A 26,388-nucleotide genomic window follows, 5' to 3' on the forward strand; every position below is an offset into this window, starting at 1 on the left:
AAGTAGTCATTGCAGGAAGAATGGTTCTAGGGTATTCTTTAGCCTAGGACCATTCTTTTTATGAAATGAAACTCAACGGGCTGGAAGTGGCGATTTGGCAAGTAAGAAACGAAATTTGTCGAAAAAATATTTAAATATGCTTAGACCTTGGGACATTATTATTATTGTGTTCCTGATTATCCTATCGTTTACACCATTGGCGATTTTTTCAATTCATGAACGAAATACTGCCGCCGCCAACATCCCAGTTAAAACGGCCGTTGTCAGTCATGATGGCAAACAAATTTACAAATTAAAACTAACTAACCACCGCGGAACAACAACTTATACCTACCGGGCCGCGAATGGTGATTATAATAAAATCGTATTTAAGAATGATAAGGTTGCCATCACTGATGCTAATTGTAGTGATCAAATTTGCGTAAAGCGTGGCTGGATAAGTAAATCTGGACAAACAATTGTCTGTCTTCCCCATAAATTACTGGTTGAGATCAAAACTAATCAGGGTTCAACAACTCAGGGCGGTTTGGTCACAGAATGATCGAGGTCAAAAAATGACACAACCTAAAATTGCAAAGTACGTTTATATCGCCCTTTTAGTCGCCCAGGGGGTCGTTATTGGTTTACTAGAACGAATGATTCCATTTCCTTTTTCATTCGCACCTGGCGCTAAACTAGGCTTGGCCAACTTAATCACTATCGTTTCATTATTCACCATGTCATTTAATGATAGTTTTCTATTACTATGGATGCGGCTCATTTTAACCGCAATATTAGGTGGCACTTTATCCACCTTTCTCTACAGTATAAGCGGTGCAATCTTCAGTTATTTTGGTATGTTGCTTGTAAAACAATTGGGACCAACACGCGTTAGTATTATTGGTATTTCAGCAACTGGTGGCCTACTTTATAACGTTGGGCAGTTACTAGTGGCTAGCCTAATTGCGCAAAGTTGGACGGTAATGCTCTACTTACCTGTGCTTTCGTTTATCGGAATTTTAGCGGGCGTTGCAATTGGCATTGCCGCAAATTATTTATTTGAACACGTTACAACGCTAAATTATTTAAAAGATAATTATCAACACCTAAAACAAACACGACGTCCCCACCAGAAACGGCAGCACCACTACGCGCAAAAGGAGTCCCACTATGACGAAAATTAACCCCATGTGGCAGCAATACCCTGAACTGGTACCAAATTTAACTGCCGTACTAGCCTTAATGAAAAAACATATTCATACTGATGATCGAGCAGTTACTGAAGCAATTCTTGATATGATTAATTCCGGTGGCAAATTATTACGGCCAGCTTATTGTTTATTATTCAGTCAATTTAAGCCAGTCGACGATAAAAAAATGGTTGCGTTGGCCGCCTCAATTGAAACCCTGCACACTGCCACGCTAATTCATGATGACGTTGTCGATCGTGCACTAACAAGACGTAATATTGCAACTATCCAGGCCCGCTTTGGTCAGGATGTCGCGGTCTACGCCGGTGATTATCTATTTGTGATTTGTTTTCAACTATTAGCGAACCACACAAGTGACCTTCGCAGTATCCGTCAAAATGCCCAAGGTATGGAAAAAATTTTGAACGGCGAATTAAGCCAAAAGCGAATGCGCTACAATTATGAAATGACCATTGATGACTACCTTAAGCAAATCCAAGGTAAAACGGCCCAACTTTTTGGTTTAGCTTGTTTTGTTGGAGCTTATGAAAGTGGTAACAGCCTTAGCTTTTCCCGCCAATGTCAAAAGATTGGTCTTAACATTGGAATGGCTTTTCAGATCATGGATGACCTACTGGATTATAGCCAATCAACCGCCACACTTGGCAAGCCAGTATTAGAGGACGTTCGCCAGGGTGTCTACTCTGCGCCCCTACTATTAGCTCTAGATCAGCACCAAGGTGAATTTATTCCTTACCTTGAAAAACGGGCTAACATGACTGCGGCAGACATTGATGTTGTCACAAAATTAGTGACACAATATTCTGGACTTGAAAAGGCCCACGCTTTGGCCGCTAGTTACACGGACAAAGCATTGAAAGGCTTAAATAAATTACCTGATATACCGGCTAAAGCAAGCTTGTTACGCTTAACAAAACAATTGTTACAGCGCCAGTTCTAAAACTAAAACGACTAATGTGAAATAAAACCCGCAATTTGTTTTTTTACAAATCATGAGCGTTCAACTTCACTTTAGTCGTTTTTAGTTTGGTGTAATTTAATTGGCCAGAAAATACTACTATTCAAATAAAACCGTAAACTAAAAGCGATCCCCACCCTATTGACGGCGTTAATCGCTTTTAGTTTAACTATGATTAAATTAATTGAACGGATCAGTAATCTAGACCAGATTCAGAAAATATTTTTAACAACATTTTCTAATTGATCTAGTGTCTTTGAACCGATAAATTCTGGGCTCAGCTACTTCCTTGATACAAATAGCGCCGTAATTTGGTCCGGCAACGCGCAATTGCACAATTCACCTGACTTTCTGTACAAGCTATCTGTTTTGCGATAGCAGGAATCTCAGTCGATTCTAACACCAGTAGCATAACGCGCTGTTCAAATTTTGATAAGCTCTGCCAATACTGAATTAAATCACAATTAATCGTTGCCCAATCACTAGGTAATGGTCGTAATAATGACTTTTTCAAGTAAGCATTCTCTAAATCAACCTGCTCTACTGGAATTTGCAATCGGTCAACCTGACGCTTTTGTGCCAACTGACGTCGAATTAAATTAATGATGTGGTGCTGCAACTGCATTTGATAGAAACGCCCAAAACTGAGGTGACTATTATGATCGTACTGTTGCGCTGAATGATAACAAATAAGACGTGCTTCTTGACACCAATCGTCATAGTCGTAAAGCCTTAAATAATAGCGGTGCTGTAAAGATTTCAATAATGGTAAATATTTTTTAAAAAGCCATTCTAGAGCGTCAGAATTGCCACTGGCGGCTACTCGAATAACATCGTCTAAACTGGTCATAAGCATACCAGACGAACGAAAGCATGTCTTTAGAATAGCAATTGGGAGAGCGCTTCACAAGCGAACGGATGTTTAATTTCCCTGATTTAATTATTAATTTAGCAACTAGTCAGACGTTAAACTCACGACGAAACAGAATCGATAATTAGTTCACTTAGGGCTGGATTCTAAAATAATTTACACTAATATTTTCCTGACTAATTTGGTCTAAATATATTTAAAAAAACACTGTCGCTCGATCCATTTAATAAGTATTTAGGATCATGTGTAACTAAATAGGCAGTAACTTACTGTCGTTGGCGATTGAACCAAACCAAAATTTAGCAAGTTAAAGCCGTAGTTTTCGATGCTTAGATCGTAGTTTGAAAAGGCCTAAGTTCCTGTGACCCTCCAGACACGACCTAGTCTGCTTTATCGTCCGACAATTCATCCCGTAACTTTTCCAGACGGAATAGCTGTTGGTTATTCCAAGGCGAGCGCCGGCGCAATGCAACATCTTGATAATGCTGAGCATCCCGCAAAATTGCGGATTTAGTTTGTTGAATCACTTTCTTGAATTCTGGAGAAGAGATGCGAATCGCACCCCGAGAAAAAACAGTCCACTGCTCAGCCTGATCACTAGTAACAACTGTCACTTGCGTCAAACGATTATTCAATTCACCAGCAATTTTTTCAATGTAACTATCGGCCGTTTGATCCTCTTTAGTCCAAACGACCTCCAAGTTATATTGATCATAACGTTGGGTAATCCCAGGCACGTACATCGCATCAAAAACTAAGATAATTCGCGCCTCTTCATACTTGCGATACTCTGCCAACTGCGCCAATAGCTGATCACGAGCATCTGCCAAATGATCATCTTGTTTCAACTTGGCTAACTCAGGCCAATTACCAATGACATTGTAGCCATCGACAATCAGAATTTCATGCATCATGATAATTCACCAGCAACCTGCTTGACGTCAAACGCTCGGTAAAGTAATAGCGCACTGGCCACACTAGCATTAAGGCTTTGAACGTGGCCAATCATTGGAATGGTGACAATTTCATCCATTTCTTTCTTTAGTAATGGCGAAATTCCTTTACCTTCGTTGCCAATGACAATTGTGATCGCCCCTTTAGCATTCCACTTACGGTAATCAGTACCGGCCATGTCCGTACCAAATAACCACATTCCCCGCTGTTTCAATTCTTTAGCGGTATTAACCAGGTTAGTCGTCCGGACAACTGGAATATGCTCAATTGCTCCCGTGGAGGTTTTGGCTACCGTACTAGTTAGGCCAACCGCTCGGTGCTTTGGAATAATGATGCCATGGACACCGACTGCATCGGCCGTTCGCATAATTGAACCTAAATTGTGTGGATCCTCAATATTGTCCAACATTAGGAAAAATGGCGGTTGTTTTTTTGCCTCCGCCTTAGCGAAAAGATCATCAATTGTCGCGTAGGCAAACGGTGAAATTGCCAAAACGACACCCTGATGGTTACCGCGATCACTTAAAGTATCTAGTTTATTTTTGGGTGCCAACTGAACGGGAATTCGAAGATTCTTGGCCAATTTTTGTAGATCATAAAGCGCATCAGCCTTCATACCTTCTTGCAGGAATATTTTGTTAACCCGCTTAGCCCCTTCGGTTTTAAGTGTTTCAGCGGCAGCATGCCGGCCAATAACAAAATCACTGGCGTCCGTTTGTGGCTCCCGTGCCGTTTTAGACGTTTGTTCTGGTTTCACGTGTTTTACCCCCTTCAACTTGTTGAATACACCAACCAATTAGTTGATCCTGGCGTTTCTTTTGTTCACTTAAGTAGAGGTAACCCATTACTGCTTCAAAGCCAGTCGAAATGCGGTAAGTGGTTACCCGCGTATTTTTAGCGTGGGTGTGACTATTCGCATTGCGTCCACGTTTATAAAAAGTTAGCTCTTCATCCGTTAATTTTTTTTGCTCCAACATTAAACTAATCAAGGCCGCTTGTGCCTTGGCCGAAACATAGTGAGTTGCTTGGTGCTGTAAATGAGTTGGTTTAGTAAAACCAAGGCTCAGCAAACGCCGCCGAATGTATACTTCATAGATTGCATCGCCAACATACGCTAGGGCAATTCCATTTAACTGATTATAGTCCGTTTGATTATCCATTATATCCTCCGCCAACGAGTTCCTTGCGCCGTATCTTCCAGCGCAATTCCTTGTTCTTTTAATTCATCACGTATTTCATCACTGCGCGCATAATCCTTATTAGTGCGGGCCGTGTTGCGATCCTCAATAAGTTGTTCGACCTCAGCATCTAATAAACCAGCGGCCTTAAAGTGCACACCAAAAATCTGCAACCAAGAAATAAACGCATCCCGTAACTGCATCAAGGTTGCTTTAGTCACTTGGGGCTGTTCCGTGTAAACATTTATTAATTTGGCCAGTTCATAAACAGTCGTCATACCATTTTGGACGTTAAAATCATCATCCATCTCAGTGATAAACTTAGCTTCCAGCTCTTTAAGTTGTTTGGCTACTGATTGGGCCATGTCACCTTCAATAGCGTCTTTAAACCGATAATTTAAATTACCAAAGGCATTGCGCAGCTTAGTCAGATTATTTGCGGCTTCATTAACTGTGCTATCACTATAACGAATCGGCCGCCGATATTGAGTTGTTGCCATAAAAAAGCGCAAAACTTGGGGGTCAACCTTTTGAATTAAATCATGAACGGTCACAAAATTTCCCAGCGACTTACTCATTTTTTCGTCATCATCACCAATTGTTACAAACCCATTGTGCATCCAATAATTAGCAAATTTCTTACCTGTTTTAGCCTCACTTTGCGCAATTTCATTTTCATGGTGGGGAAATTCCAAATCCTGACCACCACCATGAATATCAATCGTCTCGCCTAAATACTTAGTAGCCATTACTGAACACTCAATGTGCCAGCCAGGACGACCATTTCCCCAGGGTGATTGCCATGAAATCTCGTCAGTCTTTGCGGCCTTCCATAAAGCAAAATCAACAGGGTCCTCTTTGCGTGCAGTTTCTTCATCATTAACGTGCTCACTGGCACCTTGTTCTAACTCATCAATGTTTTGATCAGACAGTTCACCGTAATGCTTAAACTTCCGCGCCCGGTAATAAACATCACCGGCCGTTTCATACGCATAGTCTTTAGCAATTAAAACTTCAATGAAATCAATAATTGATTTAATATTTTCTGTCGCCCGTGGATGATGAGTGGCCGGTTCAATATTTAACGCCTTAGTATCTTCCATAAAGGCGGCAATAAATTTATCCGCTAATTCTGGTACAGTGATTCCATCTTTCTTAGCCTGTTTGATCATTTTATCGTCCACATCGGTAAAATTAGAGACGTAATTAACTTTATAACCACGATACTCAAAATAACGACGAATTGTGTCAAAGGCAACCGCAGAACGAGCATTACCAATGTGAATGTAGTTATAAACGGTTGGCCCACAAACGTACATATTAATTTGATGTGGTTTGATTGATTTAAATATTTCTTTTTCACGCGTTAAAGTATTAAAAACTTTAATCATTTAGGTTGTTCCCCCTTTTAACGACTGCATTAGCGATTAAAATAACTATACCCTTATCATACTAGGTGTCCCGGCCGATGCCAATTATTTCTCAACGAGTGTTTTAAAATGTATTCAAATTATGAATTCATTGCGTCAATTTTAACCATAATGAATCATTGTAGCCTTCAATCGTTATTATGAACTAATCTCTGAAGACGTGTTAACCGTGTTGGGACAACAAGCAACAGTTCCTTCCAACGCATACTCGCTAAATTGATTGGGACACTCAGCAAAAACCAGCTAGCATTAGCCCTGTAATAAAGAATAAGAGGTTGGGATTTACCCCCAACCTCTTATTCTTTCCAAGTATTACACTAGAACGGGCGTCAAAAGTCCGGGTTCACGCGTCCAACTACAGCTAATTCAACACCGATAGTACTGTTATTAGATTAGTTTATACTACGTAGTAAACCCAAAACTAACTTTTGTCCCATTCCTTTATAAATCACTAAAATTATCAGTATTTTAGTCGGTCAATTCCTTCAACGTTACTTCTAAATGGTGTAACGTTTTCTCACGGCCGAGTAATTCAATGGATTCAGCAATCTGGGGCCCATGCATTTCGCGAGTTGTGGCAATCCGAATTGGCATGTACAATTGCCGTCCCTTTACGCCGGTCTCCTTACGAACTGCTTGGATAACGTTGTTAATCTCAGTGGCATCAAAAATTTTGATTTCCTTAACCAATTTTGCAAAATGCTGTAAAACAGTTGGCGCTGATTCAACCGCTAATTCTTTTTTAGCATCATCATCAAGTGCCGGTGGCTCAGTGAAGAAAACATCTGATTCTTCAACAACTTGGGCCGCATAACTCATTTGGTCATGGTACAAACTAGTAAGCATCCGTGCCCATTCAATCGTCTTTGTATCCGGATTTTCTGGTAAACGGCCAGCTTTGATCAATTGATACAGAACTAGGTCCGTTACTCGGCTATCATCAGTCTTCTTCATGTATTGATTGTTAACCCACTCTAACTTCTTTGCATCAAATTTGGCTGGCGAGCGACTCAAGCGATTAGGATCAAACATCTTAATTAATTGCTTTTGGGTAAAAATCTCATCTTCCCCAACTGGCGACCAGCCAAGTAAAGTAATGAAGTTAAACATACCTTCTGGCAAATAACCTAATTCACGGTATTGTTCAATAAACTGTAAAGTTGACTCATCACGCTTAGATAACTTCTTACCAGTCAACGTATTGATAATTAAGGTCATGTGGCCAAAAACTGGTGGTTCCCAATTAAAGGCTTCGTAAATCATTAATTGTTTTGGCGTATTAGCAATATGATCATCCCCACGCAAAACGTGACTAATTTTCATCAAATGATCATCGACAACGACGGCAAAGTTATAAGTTGGCATGCCATCACGCTTTAAAATGACAAAATCGCCCCCAATGGAGTCAGAATCAAATTCAATGTGACCCTTTACCATATCCTCAAATTCGTATTTTTTATGAACAGGAACGTGAAAACGAATAACTGGCGTAACCCCTTTGGCCTTAGCGGCATCAATCTTAGCCTGCTTTTCTTCAGCACTTAGGCCTGCATATTCATCTTCATAGTGCGGCATTTCTTTGCGTGCTTTTTGAGCCTCACGTTGTTCCTTTAGTTCATCCTCAGTAATGTAAGATTCATAAGCCAAGCCACGATCAAGTAAATCTTGAATCAATGGTAGGTAAATCTCTTTACGTTCTGATTGCCGGTATGGGCCAACATCACCTGGTTTGTCAGGACCTTCATCCCAATCAATCCCAAGCCATTTTAGCATCGTTAACTGACTCTTTTCGCCGCCTTCAACGTTCCGCTTTGTATCCGTATCTTCAATCCGAATAATAAACTTCCCGTTATTATGTCGTGCAAAAAGATAGTTGAATAATGCTGTTCGGGCATTACCGATGTGTAAGTGGCCTGTCGGACTCGGTGCATACCGCACGCGAATTTGTTTGTCTGCCAATTTAATTCCCGCCTCTTTTTTAATTTTGCGGTCCCATATTCTGGCCGCAATTGCCCTTTTATTGTACCTGTTTAGTTAGTTACTTGTAAAGGTACCCGTTTCTTATTTCCCGGGAAATACAGCCTAGTCTTTGTTCTTTTCGCGAATCCCTTTTTGTGCATGTGCCGGCCTAGCAAAAATCATTCGCCCAGCCGCTGTTTGCAAGGCACTAGTTACAATAACCTCTAACTTTTTATTCATGTAGAATTGCCCGTCTTCAACAACAATCATAGTTCCGTCATCCAAATAGGCAACTCCTTGTTGGCGCTCAGTTCCTGATTTAACAACCGTGACGGTCATTCCATCACCAGGGATAACTACTGGTTTTAATGTATTTGCTAACTCATTAATATTCAAAACCGGAACATTTTGAAATTCACTCACTTTATTCAGGTTAAAATCATTGGTTACCACAATCGCATCCAATAATTTGGCCAGTTTAATCAACTTACCATCGACCTCAGTTAGATCCTCAAAATCGCCATCATACATTTCAACTGGCATTGCATCAGTCTTTTGAAGATCATTTAAAATATCTAATCCCCGCCGACCTTTGGCCCGTTTTAGCGAATCCGCCGAATCAGCAATTAGCTGCAATTCATGCAGCACAAAATTGGGGATTAATAAAGTTCCTTCAAGGAAGCCCGTTTTGGCAATCTCATAAATCCGGCCATCAATAATAACGCTGGTGTCTAAAATCTTGTATTTATGAAAGTTATCGTCAACCTTACGTTCCAAAACTTTATCATCTGGAGATTCAATAACTTGCTTCTTTCCCCGTGACTGAAATAATTTACGCCAATCTTCAGTTCGGGTTGTTCCAACTCGAAAACCTAAATAGCCTAAAACTAACATGATAATAATTGGTGCCACCGTGTTAAATACAAAAAAGTTCATTCGGTACAATGGAATCGAAATGATGTTAGCCAATATTAGGCCAATAATCGTCGAAATACTGCCGAATAAAACATAAACTGGTGACTGTTTGCTAATAAAGCTCTCCGTTCGTTTAAAAAATTGATCGGCTAAACGAACAATAGGTCCGGTAATTGCGAATGATAGCAGGTAAAACAGTGCTGCCCCGATTAACAGGTCAGTCACTACGTTATTTAAATAATGAACTTGGACCAGACCAGTTATTTGCCATAAAATTGGTAGAGCAGTTGCTCCCAGTGAGGCACCAATTAAAACTAATAGAATAGTTACAATTCGTTTACGCATAATATTCCTCCTTTCCAAGGTGTGTTCCAAAACTATTTTTGCTAGAGCCACTTGGCCATTACGTTACAAGGATAAAAGCTGGTCAAATTTTTCTAACTAAATGCTTTTTTCAAGGCCTCCGCAATTGTCGTGACAGTAATAATCTGAATTGACTTAGGAACTTCAACATCTTTCATATTATTGCGCGGTACAAAAGCACGTTTAAAGCCAAGCTTAGCTGCTTCCTTAATTCGCTGTTCAATTCGATTAACGCTCCGAATCTCTCCAGTCAAGCCAATTTCACCAATAAAGCAATCCGTTGGTCTCGTTTCCTTATCGCGGTATGATGAAGCAACACTAACCGCAATTGCTAAGTCAATTGCTGGCTCGTCAAGCTTAACGCCACCGGCGGCCTTTAAATAAGCATCCTGATTCTGCAACATAAGATTAGCCCGTTTCTCTAGTACTGCCATAATTAAGGCCGCTCGGTTATGGTCAAGCCCAGTAGTGGTTCGCTTAGCATTACCAAAAACTGTTGGCGTCACTAACGCCTGAATTTCAACTAAAATTGGTCGTGTTCCCTCTAATGATACAACTACTGCCGATCCTGTAGCTCCTTCTAGTCGTTCTTCAAGAAAAATCTCCGAGGGGTTTTTAACTTCGTGTAGGCCGCCATTACGCATTTCAAAAATACCAATTTCATTAGTTGATCCAAAGCGATTTTTAACTGCCCGTAAAATTCGGAAGGTTCGGTTCCGATCGCCTTCAAAGTATAAAACTGTATCAACCATGTGCTCCAGTATTTTCGGACCCGCAATTGAACCATCTTTTGTGACGTGACCAACAATAAAAATCGTGATTTGGTTTTGCTTAGCCAATTTCATCAACTCAGCGGTAACTTCACGAACTTGTGAAACACTACCGACAACTGAGCTTAATTCTGGTTCTTGCATGGTTTGAATTGAATCAATAATGACATAGGCTGGCTTCAGTTCATTAATCTGTTGTTTGATACTGACCATATCCGTTTCCGGGTATAAATACAGACCTTGCCCCGAAACGCCTAATCGTCCGGCGCGCATTTTAATTTGCGAGGCACTTTCTTCACCGGAAACGTAAAGTACCCGCTCACCTAACTCACTTAATTGACCAGAAACCTGGAGTAACAAAGTTGATTTACCAATCCCCGGATCACCACCAACCAGCACTAAAGAACCAGGAACAATTCCACCACCCAGTACGCGATTTAATTCAACCATTTTCGTCTTAATACGTGGTTCTTTTTCAATGTTAACTTGATTCATTAATTCCGGCTTAGACACCTTACCCGCCAAATTAGTCTGAGCATTGGCCACCGGCTTTTTAGCCGCAACTAACTCTTCAACCATCTGATTCCAGGCCCCACAGTTTGGGCAACGGCCTAAAAAGCGTGGTGAAATATAGCCACAGCTTTGGCAAACATATTGTGTTTTTTGTTTTGCCACAAAATAGCCCCTTTCTACGACATTACTGCTTCATTCAAAAATTATTTAAAAAATAGTTGTTGCATTGGTTTAATCAACAACTGAAAGTAAATGGCTGCTTGTTAACAACCGATAACTGACTTTAATGATACGATCAAATCCAAGTAGCAACGCTTTGCCGGCCATTTTTGTACTAGAACAGTCACAAAATTACGCATAAAAATAATTTTCAAATACACCTTAGTTTACCATAAATTAAACAGGCTTAATACGGCGCAAGACTGAGTTTTGCCTGCTACTTTAGCGTCCTGATGAGCCAAAACCACCTAGCCGTTCTCCGGCACCGCCATCATCTTGATCACTTTTAAGGTAAGGCATGAAAATTCCTTGACCAATTCGTTCACCTTTTTTTATCACTAAATCACGTACCCCTAAATTAATCAACTGGAAGAAGATCTCGCCTTCGTTTTGATCATTATTGTAGTAATCAGCGTCAATCACGCCAACGCCATTGGGTAAAATCAGACCGCGTTTTAGCGGATTACTTGAACGGTTGGCCAAGATTAAAACTTCGTCCTCTTGCATATAGGCCTTAATGCCCGTGGGGACCAAGCGGGGTTTTAAAACTTTAGTTGCCTGCATGTAATCTTCATCCTTTAACGGCGTTCCCTGCTTGAGTTGCCAAAACAATTTCACAAAGCTATTTTTCCAAATACTTGGTAAAGTAAAATCTTCTGCTGCAGCAAAATCATAGCCCGCTGCCTGTTTAGTTGATCGTTTAGGTAAAGTTAGCTCTTGTCCTTGGTACCGTTCTACAATTCCAAATCCACGTTTTTCCACTTTAATCGCTCCCTTAATTTTAAAAACTTGTTCTATCATAGCATGTTTTTTTAGTTCTCTGATCACCAATTTATGTAAACCCTTTCTTGCCTTTAACTCGCGAATCTTTTAAACTGAAGTTAGAAACAGAAAGTGAGGCTGACTACAATGGAATTTCAATACGAACCTGGACGTTACTTCAAAAATGATGATGCCGGTCGTTTAATTGCTGAAATTACTTTTCAAGAATTACACGATGGGACGGTCTACGCAATTGATCATACCTTTGTCCGCGATGATCACCGCGGACAAGGAATCGCCAGTCAATTAGTTAAGGCCGTCATCCAGCGTGCACAAGCCAGTAACGTTAAAATTATGCCAATCTGTTCTTACGCTAAATCCTTCTTCGAACGCAAACCAGAATACCAGGGACTACTCGCCAAATAGAAAGTATTCGAAGTTTACTATTAGCCTTAATTGTACTAGAATAATGGCATTCTAACGTATTTTGAATCTGTTATTTAGATTTAAAATGGATTAAGGAGAGTGACTAAATTGAGTCGGGAGATTACACCAGAGATACTCAAACAATATCAAGAAGATTTACAAAAGCACCCCCAAGCAGCTTCTTTAAAACGAGCTGTTATGAATAATGGTATCCTTGCTGCAAGTGAGAATACTGACGCAAAGGTTGCAATGACCCAAACTTTTTCAGTTGATTTAACGGCCGAAAAAGTGGCGGATCAAAAACAAAGTGGTCGTTGCTGGATGTTTGCGGCGTTAAATACAATGCGCCGTTCGTTAGCCGATCAGTTCAACCTTAAAGATTTCGAATTATCGCAAAATTACACAAATTTTTGGGATAAGTTTGAAAAATCAAATTATTTTTACGAAAATGTTCTTAATACCGCAACAGAACCAACCAGTAGCCGTAAAGTTGCCTTTTTGATGGCAACACCACAACAGGATGGCGGTCAGTGGGACATGTTGACGGCCTTAATTGCAAAATATGGTATTGTGCCAAAATCCGTGATGCCAGAAACTTATAACAGTTCGCGTTCTTCAGAACTTAACAGCACGCTTAACCTTAAGCTCCGTAAAGACGCCGTTACTTTGCGCCAAATGGTGGCCACTAATGCCAGTGAAATCGATATTAATACCGCTCGTAATCAAATGTTAAATGAAGATTACCGGATTTTAGTTTACGCTTTAGGTGAACCACCCGTTAAATTTGATTTTGAATACCGCGACGATGCTAAAGCTTATCACCTAGATCGCGATTTGACGCCGCAAACATTCTTCAAAAAATACGTTGGTTGGAACTTGGATGACTATCAATCGATTATTAACGCACCGACCGATGACAAACCATATAATCACATGTACACGATTGAAATGTTGGGTAACGTTGTTGGTGGCCGACGCGTTCAGCATTTAAACTTGGATATTGCAACTTTCAAGCAATTGGCAGTTAAGCAACTACAAGCCGGCGAAAGTGTTTGGTTCGGCAGCGACGTTGGCCAATCCTCTGATCGTAAGGTTGGCATTATGGATCCCGAGATCTATAAAGCAGATGAACTTTTTGACGTTGACTTTGGTATGACAAAGGCCGAACGATTAGATTACGGTGAAAGCTTAATGACGCACGCCATGGTAATTACTGGCGTTGATTTGGTTGATGATCAGCCAACCAAATGGAAAGTCGAAAACTCATGGGGCGATAAAGTTGGCGAAAAAGGCTATTTTGTTATGAGTGATGCTTGGTTTGATGAATATGTTTATCAAATTGTGATTAACAAAAAGTATTTACCAACTGAGTTACAAAAGGTTACCACAGAAGATCCAAAAGTGTTGGAACCATGGGATCCAATGGGTGCACTAGCCAGCCGTTAATTAATTTTATGGGTGTGTGACATAAGACGCGCCCCACCTTTGAGTGCTTGACTAAAGAGTGTTCAAAAAGCACACCAGAGGGAGCGAGACAAAAGTCAGTTTTGGGTTTACTGCGTCACCTAGGCCAGTTCATAACCATAGTGCAGTTATGAACTGGCTGTAGTTAGGCACGCGAATCCGAACTTTTGGCGTACGTTCTAAAGTAATGATCGGAAATAGTAAGTGGCTAGGACTTTCTGTCCTAGCCACTTACTATTTTTTTGGTCCAAACTAGGTTAGTCAAAACCAACGAATATCTCTTACCAACTACCCTTATTTTTATTTAGAAAATACTGCTTAAGGATGGCAATCTTAAATTGAACAGCTATAATGTATTGATGACGAATCTTTGAATAAAGGTAGGTTACTTAAGATGAATTCCCTAGAACAAAAAACAAAACAACAACCACGACATAAGTTATCCGCCGCTGGTTTAGTAATAACGTTGGGCGTTGTTTACGGTGATATCGGAACCTCGCCACTTTACGTTATGAAATCAATCATTAACGGTAACGGTGGCATGGACCACGTCTCCTATAACTTTATCGTCGGTAGCGTTTCACTCATTTTCTGGACAATTACTTTATTAACAACCATTAAATACGTTGGAATTGCTTTGCGCGCTGACAATAACGGTGAAGGTGGTATTTTCGCCCTTTACACACTAGTTCGCCGGCGGGCCCGTTGGTTAGTTATCCCCGCTATGGTAGGCGGCGCTGCATTATTGGCCGATGGTATGTTGACGCCTGCAGTGACGGTTACCACCGCAATTGAGGGCCTGAAGGGAATGAAAATTGCTAATCACATTCCCATTGTGACACAAGGCCACGTTATTTTGTGGACCATGGTAATTCTCACTTTCTTATTCTTTATTCAACGTTTCGGTACTGAGGTCATTGGTAGAGCATTTGGACCAATCATGCTTATTTGGTTTACCTTTATTGGTGTACTCGGTCTTAGTTATATCAGCCAAGACCTTAGCATTTTACGGGCACTCAACCCCTATTACGCAATTAAATTACTCTTTAGTCCAGAAAATAAGCTTGGATTGCTAATTCTCGGTAGTGTTTTTCTGGCTACAACTGGTGCTGAAGCTCTGTACTCTGATTTAGGTCACGTTGGCCGGGCAAATATTTACGGCACTTGGCCTTACGTTAAAATCTGCTTAATTTTAAATTATTTTGGCCAGGCAGTTTGGATTATTCAGCACGCACACACAACTGCTTATAATCACGTTACCGATTTTAATCCTTTTTTTGAAATTATGCCTCAGTGGTTACGGCTGTTCGGAATAATAATGGCAACTTTAGCTGCTATTATTGCATCTCAGGCCTTAATTTCTGGATCATTTACTTTGGTTTCTGAAGCCATCAAATTAAAACTCTTGCCACGTTTGCACATTGTCTACCCTACTAATTTAAAAGGACAGCTTTACATTCCGTCAGTCAACCTAATTTTATGGTTGGCCTGTTTGGCAATTGTCATGTTCTTCCGCACTTCCTCCGCAATGGAAGCCGCTTATGGTTTGGCAATTACGGTGACAATGTTAATGACGACGTTACTGCTTTACCAGTACCTACGCAGTAAAAATGCCAAACCTGTTTTGGCCTGGTTAATGGTTCTTTTCTTTGGCTCAATTGAACTAATCTTCTTCATTTCTAGTGCTGCTAAATTCCTCCATGGTGGCTACGTTACTGCTTTCATTGCTTTTGTCATTTTGGCGATCATGTTTATTTGGCAATATGGTGATTACATTAAAAATAATAAATCTTACCATACTGAGGACGTTTCACTGCTAGCTTATAAAAATCAACTTAACGATTTAAAAAATGATGCTGATTATCCATTATTTACAACAAACTTAGTCTACATGACCCGGGTCAAAGACAAATATCGAATCAAAAAAGATATTTTATATTCAATTTTGGATAAACGACCAAAACGTGCCGAAGTCTATTGGTTCGTGACCGTTAACGTTACTGACGAACCGTACACCGCTTCTTACACGACCGAAATGTTTGATACGGACTATATGGTGAACGTACAACTATATTTGGGCTTCCGTATGGAACAACGTGTCAATGTCTTTCTCCGCCAAATTATTGCGGATATGATGAAGAGTGGCCAGCTACCACGACAGCCACAGCGTTACACAACAATCCCTGACCGCAAAGTTGGTGACTTCTCCTTTGTATTAATTCAAGAAAATCTTTCGCCAGAGACACAGATTAACGGCTGGGAAAAAGTCATCATTCAACTACGCCTGTTTCTCCAGAAAATTACGATTACGCCAACGACTTGGTTTGGTTTAGAGTACGCTGATTCATTGGTGGAGCACGTTCCTTTGGTTTTAGGTAAACCCTATTTCCATAAATTACACCGTTTAACCCGCTTAGATAAAATACCAAAATCAGATACAGATGAAGAAAACGAATTAGAGGATGAAGATCAATCCTAAACGTGTTTGAAGTAAAAAATAAGGGCAACAACAAAAATAAATTTTGTTGTTGCCTTTATTTTTTTACAACCATTTTAGTGCCGCGTATGTAGCCACATGCGGTTAGACCAGGAAAGTACGCAAAAATTTGCTTTTATTAGTGCTGACTAATTTAGTGTGATCACATTTGACCCCTTTAGTTAAAACAAAGCCCACCCTAGGAAGTCAAAATTTGTTTATCTTGAATGCTAAGGTCTGAACGTAACGTGTATAAAATGGGTTGTCCATTAGCAACTTCAACACCATCAATCCCCTGATCAGAAATATTTTCTAAGTACTTAATCAACGCCCGCAAGGTACTCCCATGAGCGACGATTAATTGGTTTTTATGATCAATTAACCGTGGGCCAATTTGATCAAGCCAGTAAGGAACTAATCGTTGCAAGGCCATCTGTAAGCTCTCTGCTCGTGGCTCAAAATCATACCCTAAGCGTGTGTAACGTCGTTCAAAATCTGGCTGCTTTAATTTTGGTGGCACCGTTGTGTAACTTCGTCGCCACTTAGCAACCTGCTCAATTCCATATTCCTGGCGCGTTGCATCCTTATTTTGGCCCCGAAGTGCCCCATAATGGCGCTCGTTTAAACGCCAGGTTTTATAGATCGGCAAATAGCTCTGATCTAACTCGTCCATAACAATGTTAGCGGTTATAATGGCGCGTTTCAGGTAAGAGGTGTGTACTGCCGAAAAACTTAAACCAGTTTGGCGAATAAGCTGGCCAGCCTGATGAGCTTCTTTGATTCCTTGCGCCGTTAACGGAACGTCCGACCAACCAGTATAAACATTTTCGCGATTGGCCGTACTTTCACCGTGACGTAATAACATCAATTTGACCATTTATTTCCCCTTCTTTTAAAATGTGTCTTGAACCTATTTTACTTAGTATTGTTTTAACCGTGTCAAAAAATATCACGCAACACCATTTTACCAAATATCAGTATAACCACACGACCTAAATAGCACAACTTACTTCTCGTTATTGATCGTCTGCCATTACTTTGCCATGTATTTAACTTCAAATTAATTAATCATTGATTGCTAGCACCGTATAGTCAATCCTGGGCCTAAGCACAGATGAGCTCGACCGAATTTCTGATAAACTAACCCTATAGTACCGAATTTTTCTAAAAATTAACACTTTTATAAACAAAAAAACTTGGCCAGGGACTAGCGTAAAATTACTAGATTCGTTATAATTATTTTTAAATCGTTCTTTAATCTATTTCTAATTTATTGAGTTGAATGGCGTGGTGCCTTGCTTCGCGTTTATTCATTAAGGAGGAACATTATGAAAATTCAAGTTCCCGCAACGACTTCCAACCTTGGACCCGGACTTGATTCGTGTGGTCTTGCGTTAGCACTTTACTTACGTGTACAAGTTGGTGCCAGTGCTGATTCGTGGGAAGTTCAACATAATCTTGGGCCTCTAGTTGCTACCGACGCTACTAATCTTGTGGTGCAAACGGCGTTACACGTTGCACCACATATTAAGCCACATAAATTGATTTTAACCTCGGATATTCCCATTGAACGCGGGCTTGGGAGCAGCGCGGCGGCAGTTGTTGCTGGCATTGAGTTGGCCAACCGTTTAGCCCAATTAACGCTGAGTCAAGAAGAAAAGATCACAATCGCCACGCAAATTGAACAACATCCTGATCACGTTGCCCCCGCCGTTCGTGGTAATTTTGTTACGGCCGCGATCTCTGGCAACCAGGTTTATTCCGTTCGCCATCTTTTTCCTGAATCAGACTTTATCCTTTGTGTCCCAAACAAAAAACTACCTGCGGTTAAAAGTCGTGAAGTTCTCCCGCATACTGTTCTTTACCGCCAGGCAATTGAAGGTAGCGCCGTGGCCAACGTCATGATCGCCGCAATTTTAAATGGTGACCTAAATTTAGCAGGAGAAATGATGGAACGCGATCTTTTACAAGAACGCTACCGGGATAATTTTGTTCCCCACCTTAAAGAAATACGTCGAAAGGCCAAAGTCTTAGGCGCGTACGGTACTTTTATTTCCGGTGCTGGACCAACCATTATCGTAATGTGCCGCGACAGTTTAACGGAAAAGATCAAAGCCGAATTGACCTCTGTCTGCCCTGATGCCTCGCTAACCTCACTAGTGGTTGATAAAGATGGCACCCAAGTTTTCTAAATTACTGGGTAAAGGACACTGACAAAATCTTTTAGTCATTTGATTCGACAGACACATATTTAAAAACCTTTATTCAAATAAATTTTTGATTAATATCAAAATGAGGTTTCATTAACAAGCACATTTAGACCAACTTAGTTCGAAAATACTTACAAAAGTAATTTTCGGACTCGGCCTAGCTTGTAAATGGAACCTCATTTTTAGTAACTCATTGTTTTATAAGTGTCATTAAAATTGGTATCACCACTAAACTAAGTATAGTTGATTCAGTGACCATTAATGCGGCATAATCGGCATCTGCTCCATATAATTTTGCAACTACTGGTGCGTTGGTCATAACCGGCATTGCTGACTGTAAAATGAAGACCTGTTTCATCAGCAGCGGCATCCCTGATGGTATAACCAATAAACTCATTAAAATTGGTGCCAGTAAGAAACGCCCAAATAAAATTCCAAGACTATAACGGGAGATTTTCATTTGCCGTAATCCAGCGCCTTCAATCGCAATCCCAATGAAAAACATGGATAACGGAATTGTTAAACCACCAATATACTTAAAATCGGACATCAAAAATGTTGGTAATTTAATATGTAAGATCACTAAAATAACGGCCACCATAAACCCAAGCAATGGGGGTGAAAAAACTTTCTTCACGGTTGTCCACAAATTAAAATTCTCAGTACTATCCCCATCACGCTTAATCAGATAAACGCCCAAAGTCCAGAAGAAAGTCGTGTTGGCCATGTAATAGACCAAAACGTAGGGTAAACTTTTTGATCCAAATAATGCCATATTGATTGGCAAACCAATAAAAACAGTATTGGAATTGAAAAACATGGATTCAAACAAGCCGCGCCGTGACTTCCGAATCTGGAGCACTCTTGCAACCGCCACCGAAATACCAAATAAAATCAACATTGAAACAACTGGAAATTTAAGGTCCGGCAATATCTGCTTTAATTCCTTCGTTGTAAAATCCGTCATGATCGTATCAAGCATATAGCACGGCAAAGCAATTTGCGTCACTAATCTAGCAATTAATTTACTACTTTTTTCATCAAACCACCCTGCACGTGCAAGACAGTAGCCAACAATAATCATGCCAAGAATGACAAAAACACCCTCAACACTTTGAATAAAAATGCCCATTTGATCACGCCTTAACTAATAAGATAGTTTCCAGTTTAGCACTTTTGACTAAAAATGAAAAACCAATGAGAAAAATGCTAATATTTTAAAAGTAGTGCCGTACTGCAATAAACGATATCCTCCTCGAATATGAGCTCGTTTTGCTCCAACTAACATAAACGACAAGAAAGCGTTATAATGGAAGAAACTAAAGTAGGTGATCCAGTTATGGGGAAATATTTTGACATTACCTTTCACACAATTGATGGTAAATCAATTATCAAGCGTAATATTTATTCGGAGGCCAATGAAACTGCAGTCTGGCAGGATGCCTGTAAAAAAGTGACGGCTGATAATCTGTATATTGAAATGAATGATACAACATTAGTTAATCTGTTACGAAATTGCGTTGTTCGAATTGACATGACAGAAGTGCCTGGACCAGCTTCTAAACGAAGCCAACGTCAGGATGAATTTCGCGATGCAGTGAACACTTTAAGCAATATTGGACTTTAAAATTGTTATTTTGCTAGACGGGGGCAATGTACGGGCTTTTTTAGAAATTAGTTCGTACACTGACTCTTTTTAGTACTATTTTTTTGTGATTTATTAAAAATGGCCGCAAATTAGTCTTTTGTGTGAATTTTTGTAGTATACTTCAGGTATTGAAAAGTTACAAAAGGAGAAAAATTATGTCAGAACAAACAAAACGGCGCGCACAGCACCACAATCACCACCATAATGGACGAAAAAAACGCCACACTGTCCTCTACACCTTTTTGATCATCATCTTGGTTCTAATAGTCGGCGGTGGTGCCTACGCATACAAAATGTACCATGATGTCCAGAACACTGCTAATAAAGTCTACAAGAAAGAAAGCGGAACTAATCATCAACGCAGTCCGCAATCAACTCTGGACGCCAAGAAGCCAATTTCGATTTTGTTACTTGGAACTGATACTGGTGCACTTGGACGGACCTACCATGGCCGTTCTGATACAATGATTGTTGCAACTGTCAATCCACAAAATAAGCAATTGACGATGGTCAGTATTCCTCGTGATACTAAAGCACACATCGTTGGTAAGGGTGCTAATTACATAGAAAAAATTAATTCGGCTTACAGTTACGGCGGCTCGGCAATGGCAATCAATACAACCCAAGAACTATTAAATATTCCAATTGATTATTATGTCACCGTCAATATGGGTGGCATTCAACGAATTGTTAACGCTGTAGGCGGCGTAACAATTGACGCACCATTTGCTTTTAAATATGATGGTAATTCCTTTAAAAAAGGTAGCCAGCACTTAAATGGTAAGCAAGCACTAGCCTATTCACGGATGCGTTACGATGATCCTGAAGGCGACTACGGCCGACAAAAGCGCCAACGTCAGGTTATTGAATCTATCGTTAAAAGCGCTGTTTCCGTTAAGACATTGTGGAATTTCGATGCTATTCTTCAATCAATGAGTGATAATGTTCAAACTGATTTAACTTTCAAGAACATGCAAACCATTCAAAAGAATTATAAGTCCGCTGCTACTAATATGGTTGATGATCACTTACAAGGTCAGAATGCTACGATTGATGGCGGTTCTTATCAAGTTGCAACAACTAAAGAACTAAATCGTATTTCTTCTTTAATTCGCACACAACTCAATTTACCAAAGGAAAAAGTTAGTAATCTTGAAACACAACAAAATAGTCAAGGTCAGGCTAATGATGCTGGTTCAAATAACGCTGATCCTTATACAAATTAAGCGTAAAAAAAGACTGGAATTCCAGTCTTTTTTTTGTACTTAATTTCTACAAATCTACTCTGCAAACTGTGCGACTAACTCTAAATATTTATTCTGGCGCTGTTCAATTAACTCCGCCGTTGATAACTTACTTAGTTGCGCTAATTGTTGTTGTAAGGCGTTATCTAAGCTTTGCACTAAATCACCCGTTTCCGGTAAAACAACGTCAGTTAGGCCTAATTTTTTAAGTGCTGCGGCCTGCATCGGTAAAATATGGTCTAGTGTTTGCTTGGCAGCCACATGGCCCTTTAAGATCGTTTGAATCGCTTCTGGTGAAGCAACAGAATATAAACTGTTAGTGAACATAATTAGCCGGTTGGACGTTGCTAAGGCTAGTGCACCCCCACTTTCGCCTTCACCAAGAAAAACGGCAATATTGGGAACCCGCAAACCATTCATTTTAGTAATAGCATCCGCAATGGCCAGGTTTTGACCATCATCTTCAGCTGCAACACTAGCATCGGCCCCCGGCATGTTGATCAGTGTAATCACGGGCCGCTTAAATTTTTCCGCTAATTCAAGTCCGCGAATAAATTTACGGTACCCCGCTGGCGCAACGGCACCAAAATGGTAGCGCTGGCGTTCTTCTAATGTGGCCCCACGATTCACTCCTGCAACAACTACCGCACGTTGATGAAATAAACCCGTGCCAACCGTCAGTGCTGGATCATCGCCACTGACACGATCACCGTGCAGTGGAAAAAAATTCGTTATTAACTGCGCAATAACTTGTTGCGTCCCAATTCTATCGGCACTACGAATCACCTTTAAAGCATCACTCATTTAAATCACCTGCCTGAATCATTAATAAACGGCCAAGGTAGGTCCGTAAATTTTCACGCTTAATAACGGCATCCAAAAATCCTTGACGATAAAGGCGCTCCGCCGTTTGAAAATCAATCGGTAATGCGGCCGAATTCGTTTGCTGAATCACCCGCTTGCCAGCAAAACCAATTGTCGCACCCTGTTCGGCGAATACAAAATCACTTTCCAGAGCAAAACTAGCGGTCACACCACCCATTGTTGGATCCGTTAAAACTGAAATGGTCAAAATACCAGCCTCATTTAGTTTGGTCAGTTCGGCCAGAATAGTGTTCATTTGAAGTAACGATAAAATTCCTTCCTGCATTCGCGCACCACCAGAAGCGATAACTAGGATCAAAGGCAACCGTTGGCTCAAAGCAGTTCTGATTGCCTGACGAATCCCCGCACCAACAACGGTATTAAGGGTTCCCATCATAAATTGACTATCCATTACACCAATAACTACTTTTTGCTGTTTTATCGCCGCTGTCCCCGCAAGAAAGGCTTCCGTCTCACCAGTTTTTTCTTGGGCCTCTTGTAATTTGACAGTATAACCCGGGAAATGACGTTGTTGTTTAATATTAACTGGGGGTAAGGCTGTAAAACTTTTTGTATCCGTCAATAACACTAAGCGCTGATCGGCATTTAAGCGTTGATAGTGGCCACAGTAAGGACAAATGTTAAATTCACCCCATTGTCCTTGATGAACGTGACGTTTACAGGCAGAACAAGTTTGCCAAAGGTTGGACTTGGGTAAATGACTCATTGAACTGCCCCCTCCATTTGTTCCAGAAAATGAATATCGATCTGATTGGCGTTATATGCCGGTGAATTCAGGATTTGCTTTAAAGTTGCTAAATTTGTTCCTACTCCTGCCACGTGGGTCTGCCTTAAAGTTTGCTGCATTTTTGCAATTGCTCGTTTTCGTGTTGTATCGCTAACGATTAATTTTGCCAATAAGGCATCGTAGTAAGGTTGAATAATATCGTCTTTTTGATAGCCAGTATCAATTCGCCCTGTTGCTGGAAAACGCAATTGGGTTAACTTGCCAGTTGCCAATAAATGTTGCTTTGCAGCGGCCTGGGCATTGAGGCGAACCTCAATGGCGTGCCCGTTAAACGATAGGATTCCGGGGTGAACCACTTGTCCCGCCGCCAATTTAATTTGCGTTGTCACTAAGTCGATCCCGGAGGTTAGTTCGGTCACACCATGTTCGACCTGTAAACGTGTATTCATTTCTAAAAAGTAAAATTGCTGATTAGCGAACAAGAATTCTAAAGTTCCCAAACCACAATAATCCAATTTAGCCAATAATCGTTTAGCTAAATCATATAATTGCTGACGTTGCTGTGGTTGCAAAATAGTCGCGGGACTTTCTTCTACTACTTTTTGGTGATTAAGTTGCAAGCTGCATTCCCGATCACCAATAATCTGAAGATTGCCAACATGATCCTTTAAGATTTGTACTTCAATATGACGGGCCACCGTTAAATACTTCTCTAAATAAATGGCATCATTTAAAAAGTTTTGCTGTGCTTCCTCCTGAATGAGGTGGTATTTTTGCTGCAAATGCACCTCATTATAGATGACACGCATCCCTTTACCACCACCACCTAAACTGGCCTTTAACATAACCGGATAGCCCACTGCCTGAGCGGCTTGTTTCAGTTGCTCAACGCTTGTAATAGCGCTTGCACCTGGAATGATAGGCACACCTTGAGTCTTGGCATAATTTTTGGCCGCGGCCTTATCTGCCATCAATCGAATCATTGCGGGCTTAGGTCCAATAAACGTTAAATCGCATTCAGCGCACATTTCAGCAAACAATGCATCCTCGGCTAAAAAACCGTACCCAGGATGAATCGCATCAGCACCACTCAATAAAGCTGCCATTAGGATTCCCTCACGGTTTAAATAACTTGATTGGGCAGTATCAGGGCCAACACAATAAGTAAAATCAGCCGCCTGAACAAAGCGACTATGTTCTTCCACCTTAGCATAAATTGCCACCGTTTCAATTTTTAACTTGCGACAGGCCCTGATGATCCGTAGTGCAACTTCCCCACGATTGGCAATCAAAACACGCTTAAACATTAGGCAACACCTTGAATAATAAACAGAGGTGTTGAAAATTCCACCCCTTGATTGTCGCTAACCTTCACTGCTGTCACAGTCCCGGTTACTGGGCTTTTAATATCATTAAATAACTTCATGCTTTCAATTTGGGCCAGGACATCACCGGCCTTAACCTCTGTGCCAACTTCAACTAAAGGATTCTTTTGCTCATCTAACAAGTGAATAATCCCAACCATCGGACTTTTCACCGTTGTGCCAGTTTCTTTTTTTTCAATTGGTGTCTCATCTGCAGTAGCTGTAGTTCCTGCCTGTTTAACCCGCAAGTGAAATTGTTCAGTTTTTAAATCAACTTCGCTAAAGCCACTTTCTCGTAAAACCCGTAAAACTTCCTTTAACTCGTTAATTTCCACCGAAATCACGCTCCTCTAAAGACGTATTAATAAGCTACCGTAAGCTAGACCCCCACCAAAACCAGATAAAACAATTATTTTACCAGTAAATTGGTGTTGCAACGCTTGGTCTAAGGCCATCGGAACCCCGGCCGAGGACGTATTTCCGTACTCCGTTACATTAACCGGAAATTTGGTCATTGGTTGCTCTAGCTTCGTTGCGATTGCTTCAATAATCCGTAAATTAGCTTGATGGCAGACAAAGAAATCAACATCATTGGCGGTTAGGTGTTGCTGGGTTAATAACTGTTGAATTTGTTTGGGAACGGCGGTAGTAGCAAAATCAAAAACTGCTCGCCCTTGCATTTTAAAGGGTTCAATCGCAGGCCGGTGGGTTGGATCAATTGTTGAAAGTGATTTAACCGCACCACTTTCAATAACCTCATGCTGCCGGCCATCGTTTTCTAACTGTTCTGCTAAAAAACTTTCCTTACTAGCATCAGCTGTTTGCGTTAATAATGCTCCCCCAGCACCATCGCCAAAGAAAACAGTTGTCGTACGATCCTGCCAATCCATCATCTTTGAATTTGTTTCAGCGCTAATCACTAAGGCATGTTTGAATTGGCCACCACGTAAAAACTTTTCTGCTGTGCTGGCCGCAAAAATAAAACCCGCACAGGCCGCGCTAATATCAAAACAAACCGCATTAGTTGCCCCAATCTTATCCTGCACTAAACAGGCAGTTGCCGGCGTTAAATAATCAGGTGTAATTGTTGAAACGATAATTAAATCAATATCGGTAGCCACTAACTTGGACTGTTGTAATAATTTTGTGGCAACTTTAGCAGCCAAATCTGACGTATTTTGTTCCAGTGCAATGTGCCGCGTTTTGATTCCCGTATGACTTTGAATCCAAGCGTCACTGGTAGGCATTAAAGCGGCCAATTCATCATTGGTTACAATCTTTTCTGGAACATAATGTGCCGTTTCATCTATTGTCACGTAATTCGCCATGTTTTCGGCTCCTTTTCATTTTTAAGGACTATTTACTTGCACAAAACTTTATTTTTAATCCGGATGACCCTTCACTTTACTACTAAAAAGTTAAGTGGACAGGCTCCTTTCGTCTTTTCAAATAAGTCTATTATAAGTAAGCAACGGAATATTCACAAGCAATTGGCGAGAAACTTGTCATTTTATTAAGCATTTCTCACAAAGCAAAAACGTGAAATAAAAGATAACTGTAGCCAACCTGCATTCAATCACCAAGTTGGTGAAAACACCAACCAATCGGCAAGTAATCCAGAGTTAAAACCACAACTTGTTTTGTTCCACGTTTATTCAAACTAAATTACGAAGGTGCCAATAAAAATACTTTTTCAATGCTGCTAATGCATCGTAGCGCTCATATCTAAATTGAATTATATCGCTACTAAAACATAATGCATATGCCGCTTGGCCACTGAATGACACGTGAACAGACTCAGTTAGATCCCAGTCCGACTTGTTCCAGCTAGATTTTGGCGTTCCAAAAACTGGCTAATCGTT

Annotated in this window: 25 protein-coding genes; 9 read left to right on the plus strand and 16 right to left on the minus strand. The window is 40.6% G+C overall.

Features of this window, described 5'->3' with window-relative positions; translation table 11 throughout:
- The first annotated feature begins 136 nt into the window (after positions 1–136).
- The 3 genes from EKM98_RS03390 to EKM98_RS03400 are packed head-to-tail and all read left to right on the plus strand — an operon-like array spanning position 137 to position 2,130.
- Positions 137–541 carry a NusG domain II-containing protein gene (locus EKM98_RS03390; protein ID WP_068226184.1) on the plus strand — a complete coding sequence of 135 codons (405 nt, stop codon included), beginning with the start codon at positions 137–139 and terminating at the stop codon, positions 539–541.
- 13 nt (positions 542–554) lie between these two features.
- The gene (locus EKM98_RS03395) at positions 555–1,163 is read left to right on the plus strand and encodes a Gx transporter family protein (protein WP_125980541.1); all 609 of its coding nucleotides are present in this window, start codon (positions 555–557) and stop codon (positions 1,161–1,163) included.
- A complete protein-coding gene (locus tag EKM98_RS03400; RefSeq protein WP_068223025.1) occupies positions 1,150–2,130 on the plus strand; it encodes a polyprenyl synthetase family protein in 981 nt (326 codons plus the stop codon). Before EKM98_RS03395 ends, EKM98_RS03400 begins: the two co-directional genes overlap by 14 nt.
- A 295-nt stretch (positions 2,131–2,425) precedes the next feature.
- Here the strand turns inward: EKM98_RS03400 and EKM98_RS03405 are convergent, their stop codons facing one another.
- The 9 genes from EKM98_RS03405 to EKM98_RS03445 form a co-directional block, all read right to left on the minus strand.
- Positions 2,426–2,998, minus strand: a complete 573-nt coding sequence (locus tag EKM98_RS03405) for an RNA polymerase sigma factor (RefSeq protein WP_164512655.1) — start codon at positions 2,996–2,998, stop codon at positions 2,426–2,428.
- A 401-nt stretch (positions 2,999–3,399) separates the two neighbouring features.
- Positions 3,400–3,933, minus strand: a complete 534-nt coding sequence (locus EKM98_RS03410; protein WP_125980543.1) for an NYN domain-containing protein — start codon at positions 3,931–3,933, stop codon at positions 3,400–3,402.
- Entirely contained in the window at positions 3,930–4,730 is an 801-nt protein-coding gene (rlmB, locus tag EKM98_RS03415) for a 23S rRNA (guanosine(2251)-2'-O)-methyltransferase RlmB (protein ID WP_125980545.1), read from the minus strand. The genes EKM98_RS03410 and rlmB overlap by 4 nt, the downstream gene beginning before the upstream one ends.
- Positions 4,708–5,133, minus strand: a complete 426-nt coding sequence (locus tag EKM98_RS03420; RefSeq protein WP_125980546.1) for a Mini-ribonuclease 3 — start codon at positions 5,131–5,133, stop codon at positions 4,708–4,710. The genes rlmB and EKM98_RS03420 overlap by 23 nt, the downstream gene beginning before the upstream one ends.
- Complete coding sequence (cysS, locus tag EKM98_RS03425) at positions 5,133–6,542, minus strand: cysteine--tRNA ligase (protein WP_125980548.1); 1,410 nt, start codon at positions 6,540–6,542, stop codon at positions 5,133–5,135. The genes EKM98_RS03420 and cysS overlap by 1 nt, the downstream gene beginning before the upstream one ends.
- 507 nt (positions 6,543–7,049) lie before the next feature.
- Positions 7,050–8,540 (minus strand): glutamate--tRNA ligase, encoded by a 1,491-nt coding sequence (gene gltX / locus EKM98_RS03430; protein ID WP_125980549.1) that lies wholly within the window; start codon positions 8,538–8,540, stop codon positions 7,050–7,052.
- A 123-nt stretch (positions 8,541–8,663) separates the two neighbouring features.
- Complete coding sequence (locus tag EKM98_RS03435) at positions 8,664–9,800, minus strand: PIN/TRAM domain-containing protein (protein ID WP_125980551.1); 1,137 nt, start codon at positions 9,798–9,800, stop codon at positions 8,664–8,666.
- Between the two features lie 92 nt (positions 9,801–9,892).
- Positions 9,893–11,263 (minus strand): DNA repair protein RadA, encoded by a 1,371-nt coding sequence (gene radA / locus EKM98_RS03440; protein WP_125980553.1) that lies wholly within the window; start codon positions 11,261–11,263, stop codon positions 9,893–9,895.
- A gap of 279 nt (positions 11,264–11,542) precedes the next feature.
- A complete protein-coding gene (locus EKM98_RS03445) occupies positions 11,543–12,082 on the minus strand; it encodes a dCTP deaminase/dUTPase family protein (protein ID WP_191983363.1) in 540 nt (179 codons plus the stop codon).
- A 147-nt stretch (positions 12,083–12,229) separates the two neighbouring features.
- Between EKM98_RS03445 and EKM98_RS03450 the strand changes: the two genes are divergently transcribed.
- From EKM98_RS03450 to EKM98_RS03460, 3 genes are all read left to right on the plus strand, one after another.
- Positions 12,230–12,508: a GNAT family N-acetyltransferase gene (locus EKM98_RS03450; protein WP_125980556.1), complete on the plus strand. Its 279-nt coding sequence runs from the start codon at positions 12,230–12,232 to the stop codon at positions 12,506–12,508.
- A 108-nt stretch (positions 12,509–12,616) separates the two neighbouring features.
- Positions 12,617–13,954, plus strand: coding sequence for a C1 family peptidase (locus EKM98_RS03455; RefSeq protein WP_125980558.1), 1,338 nt, complete (start codon positions 12,617–12,619; stop codon positions 13,952–13,954).
- A gap of 412 nt (positions 13,955–14,366) precedes the next feature.
- Complete coding sequence (locus EKM98_RS03460) at positions 14,367–16,451, plus strand: KUP/HAK/KT family potassium transporter (RefSeq protein ID WP_125980560.1); 2,085 nt, start codon at positions 14,367–14,369, stop codon at positions 16,449–16,451.
- 196 nt (positions 16,452–16,647) lie between these two features.
- On the opposite strand, the gene EKM98_RS03465 is transcribed toward EKM98_RS03460, so the two are convergent.
- Positions 16,648–17,325 carry a 2,3-bisphosphoglycerate-dependent phosphoglycerate mutase gene (locus EKM98_RS03465; protein ID WP_125980562.1) on the minus strand — a complete coding sequence of 226 codons (678 nt, stop codon included), beginning with the start codon at positions 17,323–17,325 and terminating at the stop codon, positions 16,648–16,650.
- Between the two features lie 451 nt (positions 17,326–17,776).
- On the opposite strand from EKM98_RS03465, the gene thrB reads away from it, so the two are divergent.
- The gene (thrB, locus tag EKM98_RS03470) at positions 17,777–18,640 is read left to right on the plus strand and encodes a homoserine kinase (protein WP_125980564.1); all 864 of its coding nucleotides are present in this window, start codon (positions 17,777–17,779) and stop codon (positions 18,638–18,640) included.
- 208 nt (positions 18,641–18,848) lie between these two features.
- On the opposite strand, the gene EKM98_RS03475 is transcribed toward thrB, so the two are convergent.
- Complete coding sequence (locus tag EKM98_RS03475) at positions 18,849–19,790, minus strand: AEC family transporter (protein WP_125980565.1); 942 nt, start codon at positions 19,788–19,790, stop codon at positions 18,849–18,851.
- A gap of 177 nt (positions 19,791–19,967) precedes the next feature.
- Here EKM98_RS03475 and EKM98_RS03480 point away from each other — a divergent pair, with 177 nt between their 5' ends.
- Both EKM98_RS03480 and EKM98_RS03485 read left to right on the plus strand, forming a co-directional pair.
- Entirely contained in the window at positions 19,968–20,285 is a 318-nt protein-coding gene (locus EKM98_RS03480) for a chromosome partitioning protein ParB (protein WP_404802936.1), read from the plus strand.
- 176 nt (positions 20,286–20,461) lie between these two features.
- Positions 20,462–21,532 carry an LCP family glycopolymer transferase gene (locus EKM98_RS03485; RefSeq protein WP_125980567.1) on the plus strand — a complete coding sequence of 357 codons (1,071 nt, stop codon included), beginning with the start codon at positions 20,462–20,464 and terminating at the stop codon, positions 21,530–21,532.
- Positions 21,533–21,586: 54 nt separating this feature from the next.
- Here the strand turns inward: EKM98_RS03485 and accA are convergent, their stop codons facing one another.
- Genes accA through EKM98_RS03510 form a run of 5 tightly spaced genes read right to left on the minus strand, consistent with a single transcriptional unit; the run spans position 21,587 to position 25,854 of the window.
- Entirely contained in the window at positions 21,587–22,354 is a 768-nt protein-coding gene (gene accA, locus EKM98_RS03490; RefSeq protein WP_125980569.1) for a carboxyltransferase subunit alpha, read from the minus strand.
- Entirely contained in the window at positions 22,347–23,141 is a 795-nt protein-coding gene (locus tag EKM98_RS03495; protein ID WP_125980571.1) for an acetyl-CoA carboxylase carboxyltransferase subunit beta, read from the minus strand. The genes accA and EKM98_RS03495 overlap by 8 nt, the downstream gene beginning before the upstream one ends.
- Positions 23,138–24,469, minus strand: coding sequence for an acetyl-CoA carboxylase biotin carboxylase subunit (locus EKM98_RS03500; protein ID WP_125980573.1), 1,332 nt, complete (start codon positions 24,467–24,469; stop codon positions 23,138–23,140). Before EKM98_RS03500 ends, EKM98_RS03495 begins: the two co-directional genes overlap by 4 nt.
- On the minus strand, positions 24,469–24,861 hold the full coding sequence (locus tag EKM98_RS03505) for an acetyl-CoA carboxylase biotin carboxyl carrier protein (protein WP_125980575.1): 393 nt from the start codon (positions 24,859–24,861) through the stop codon (positions 24,469–24,471). The genes EKM98_RS03500 and EKM98_RS03505 overlap by 1 nt, the downstream gene beginning before the upstream one ends.
- Positions 24,862–24,876: 15 nt before the next feature.
- Positions 24,877–25,854, minus strand: a complete 978-nt coding sequence (locus tag EKM98_RS03510) for a beta-ketoacyl-ACP synthase III (RefSeq protein ID WP_125980576.1) — start codon at positions 25,852–25,854, stop codon at positions 24,877–24,879.
- Positions 25,855–26,388 lie beyond the last annotated feature (534 nt).

Origin of the sequence: Loigolactobacillus iwatensis, assembly GCF_003950295.1 — a bacterium.
Taxonomy (GTDB): domain Bacteria; phylum Bacillota; class Bacilli; order Lactobacillales; family Lactobacillaceae; genus Loigolactobacillus; species Loigolactobacillus iwatensis.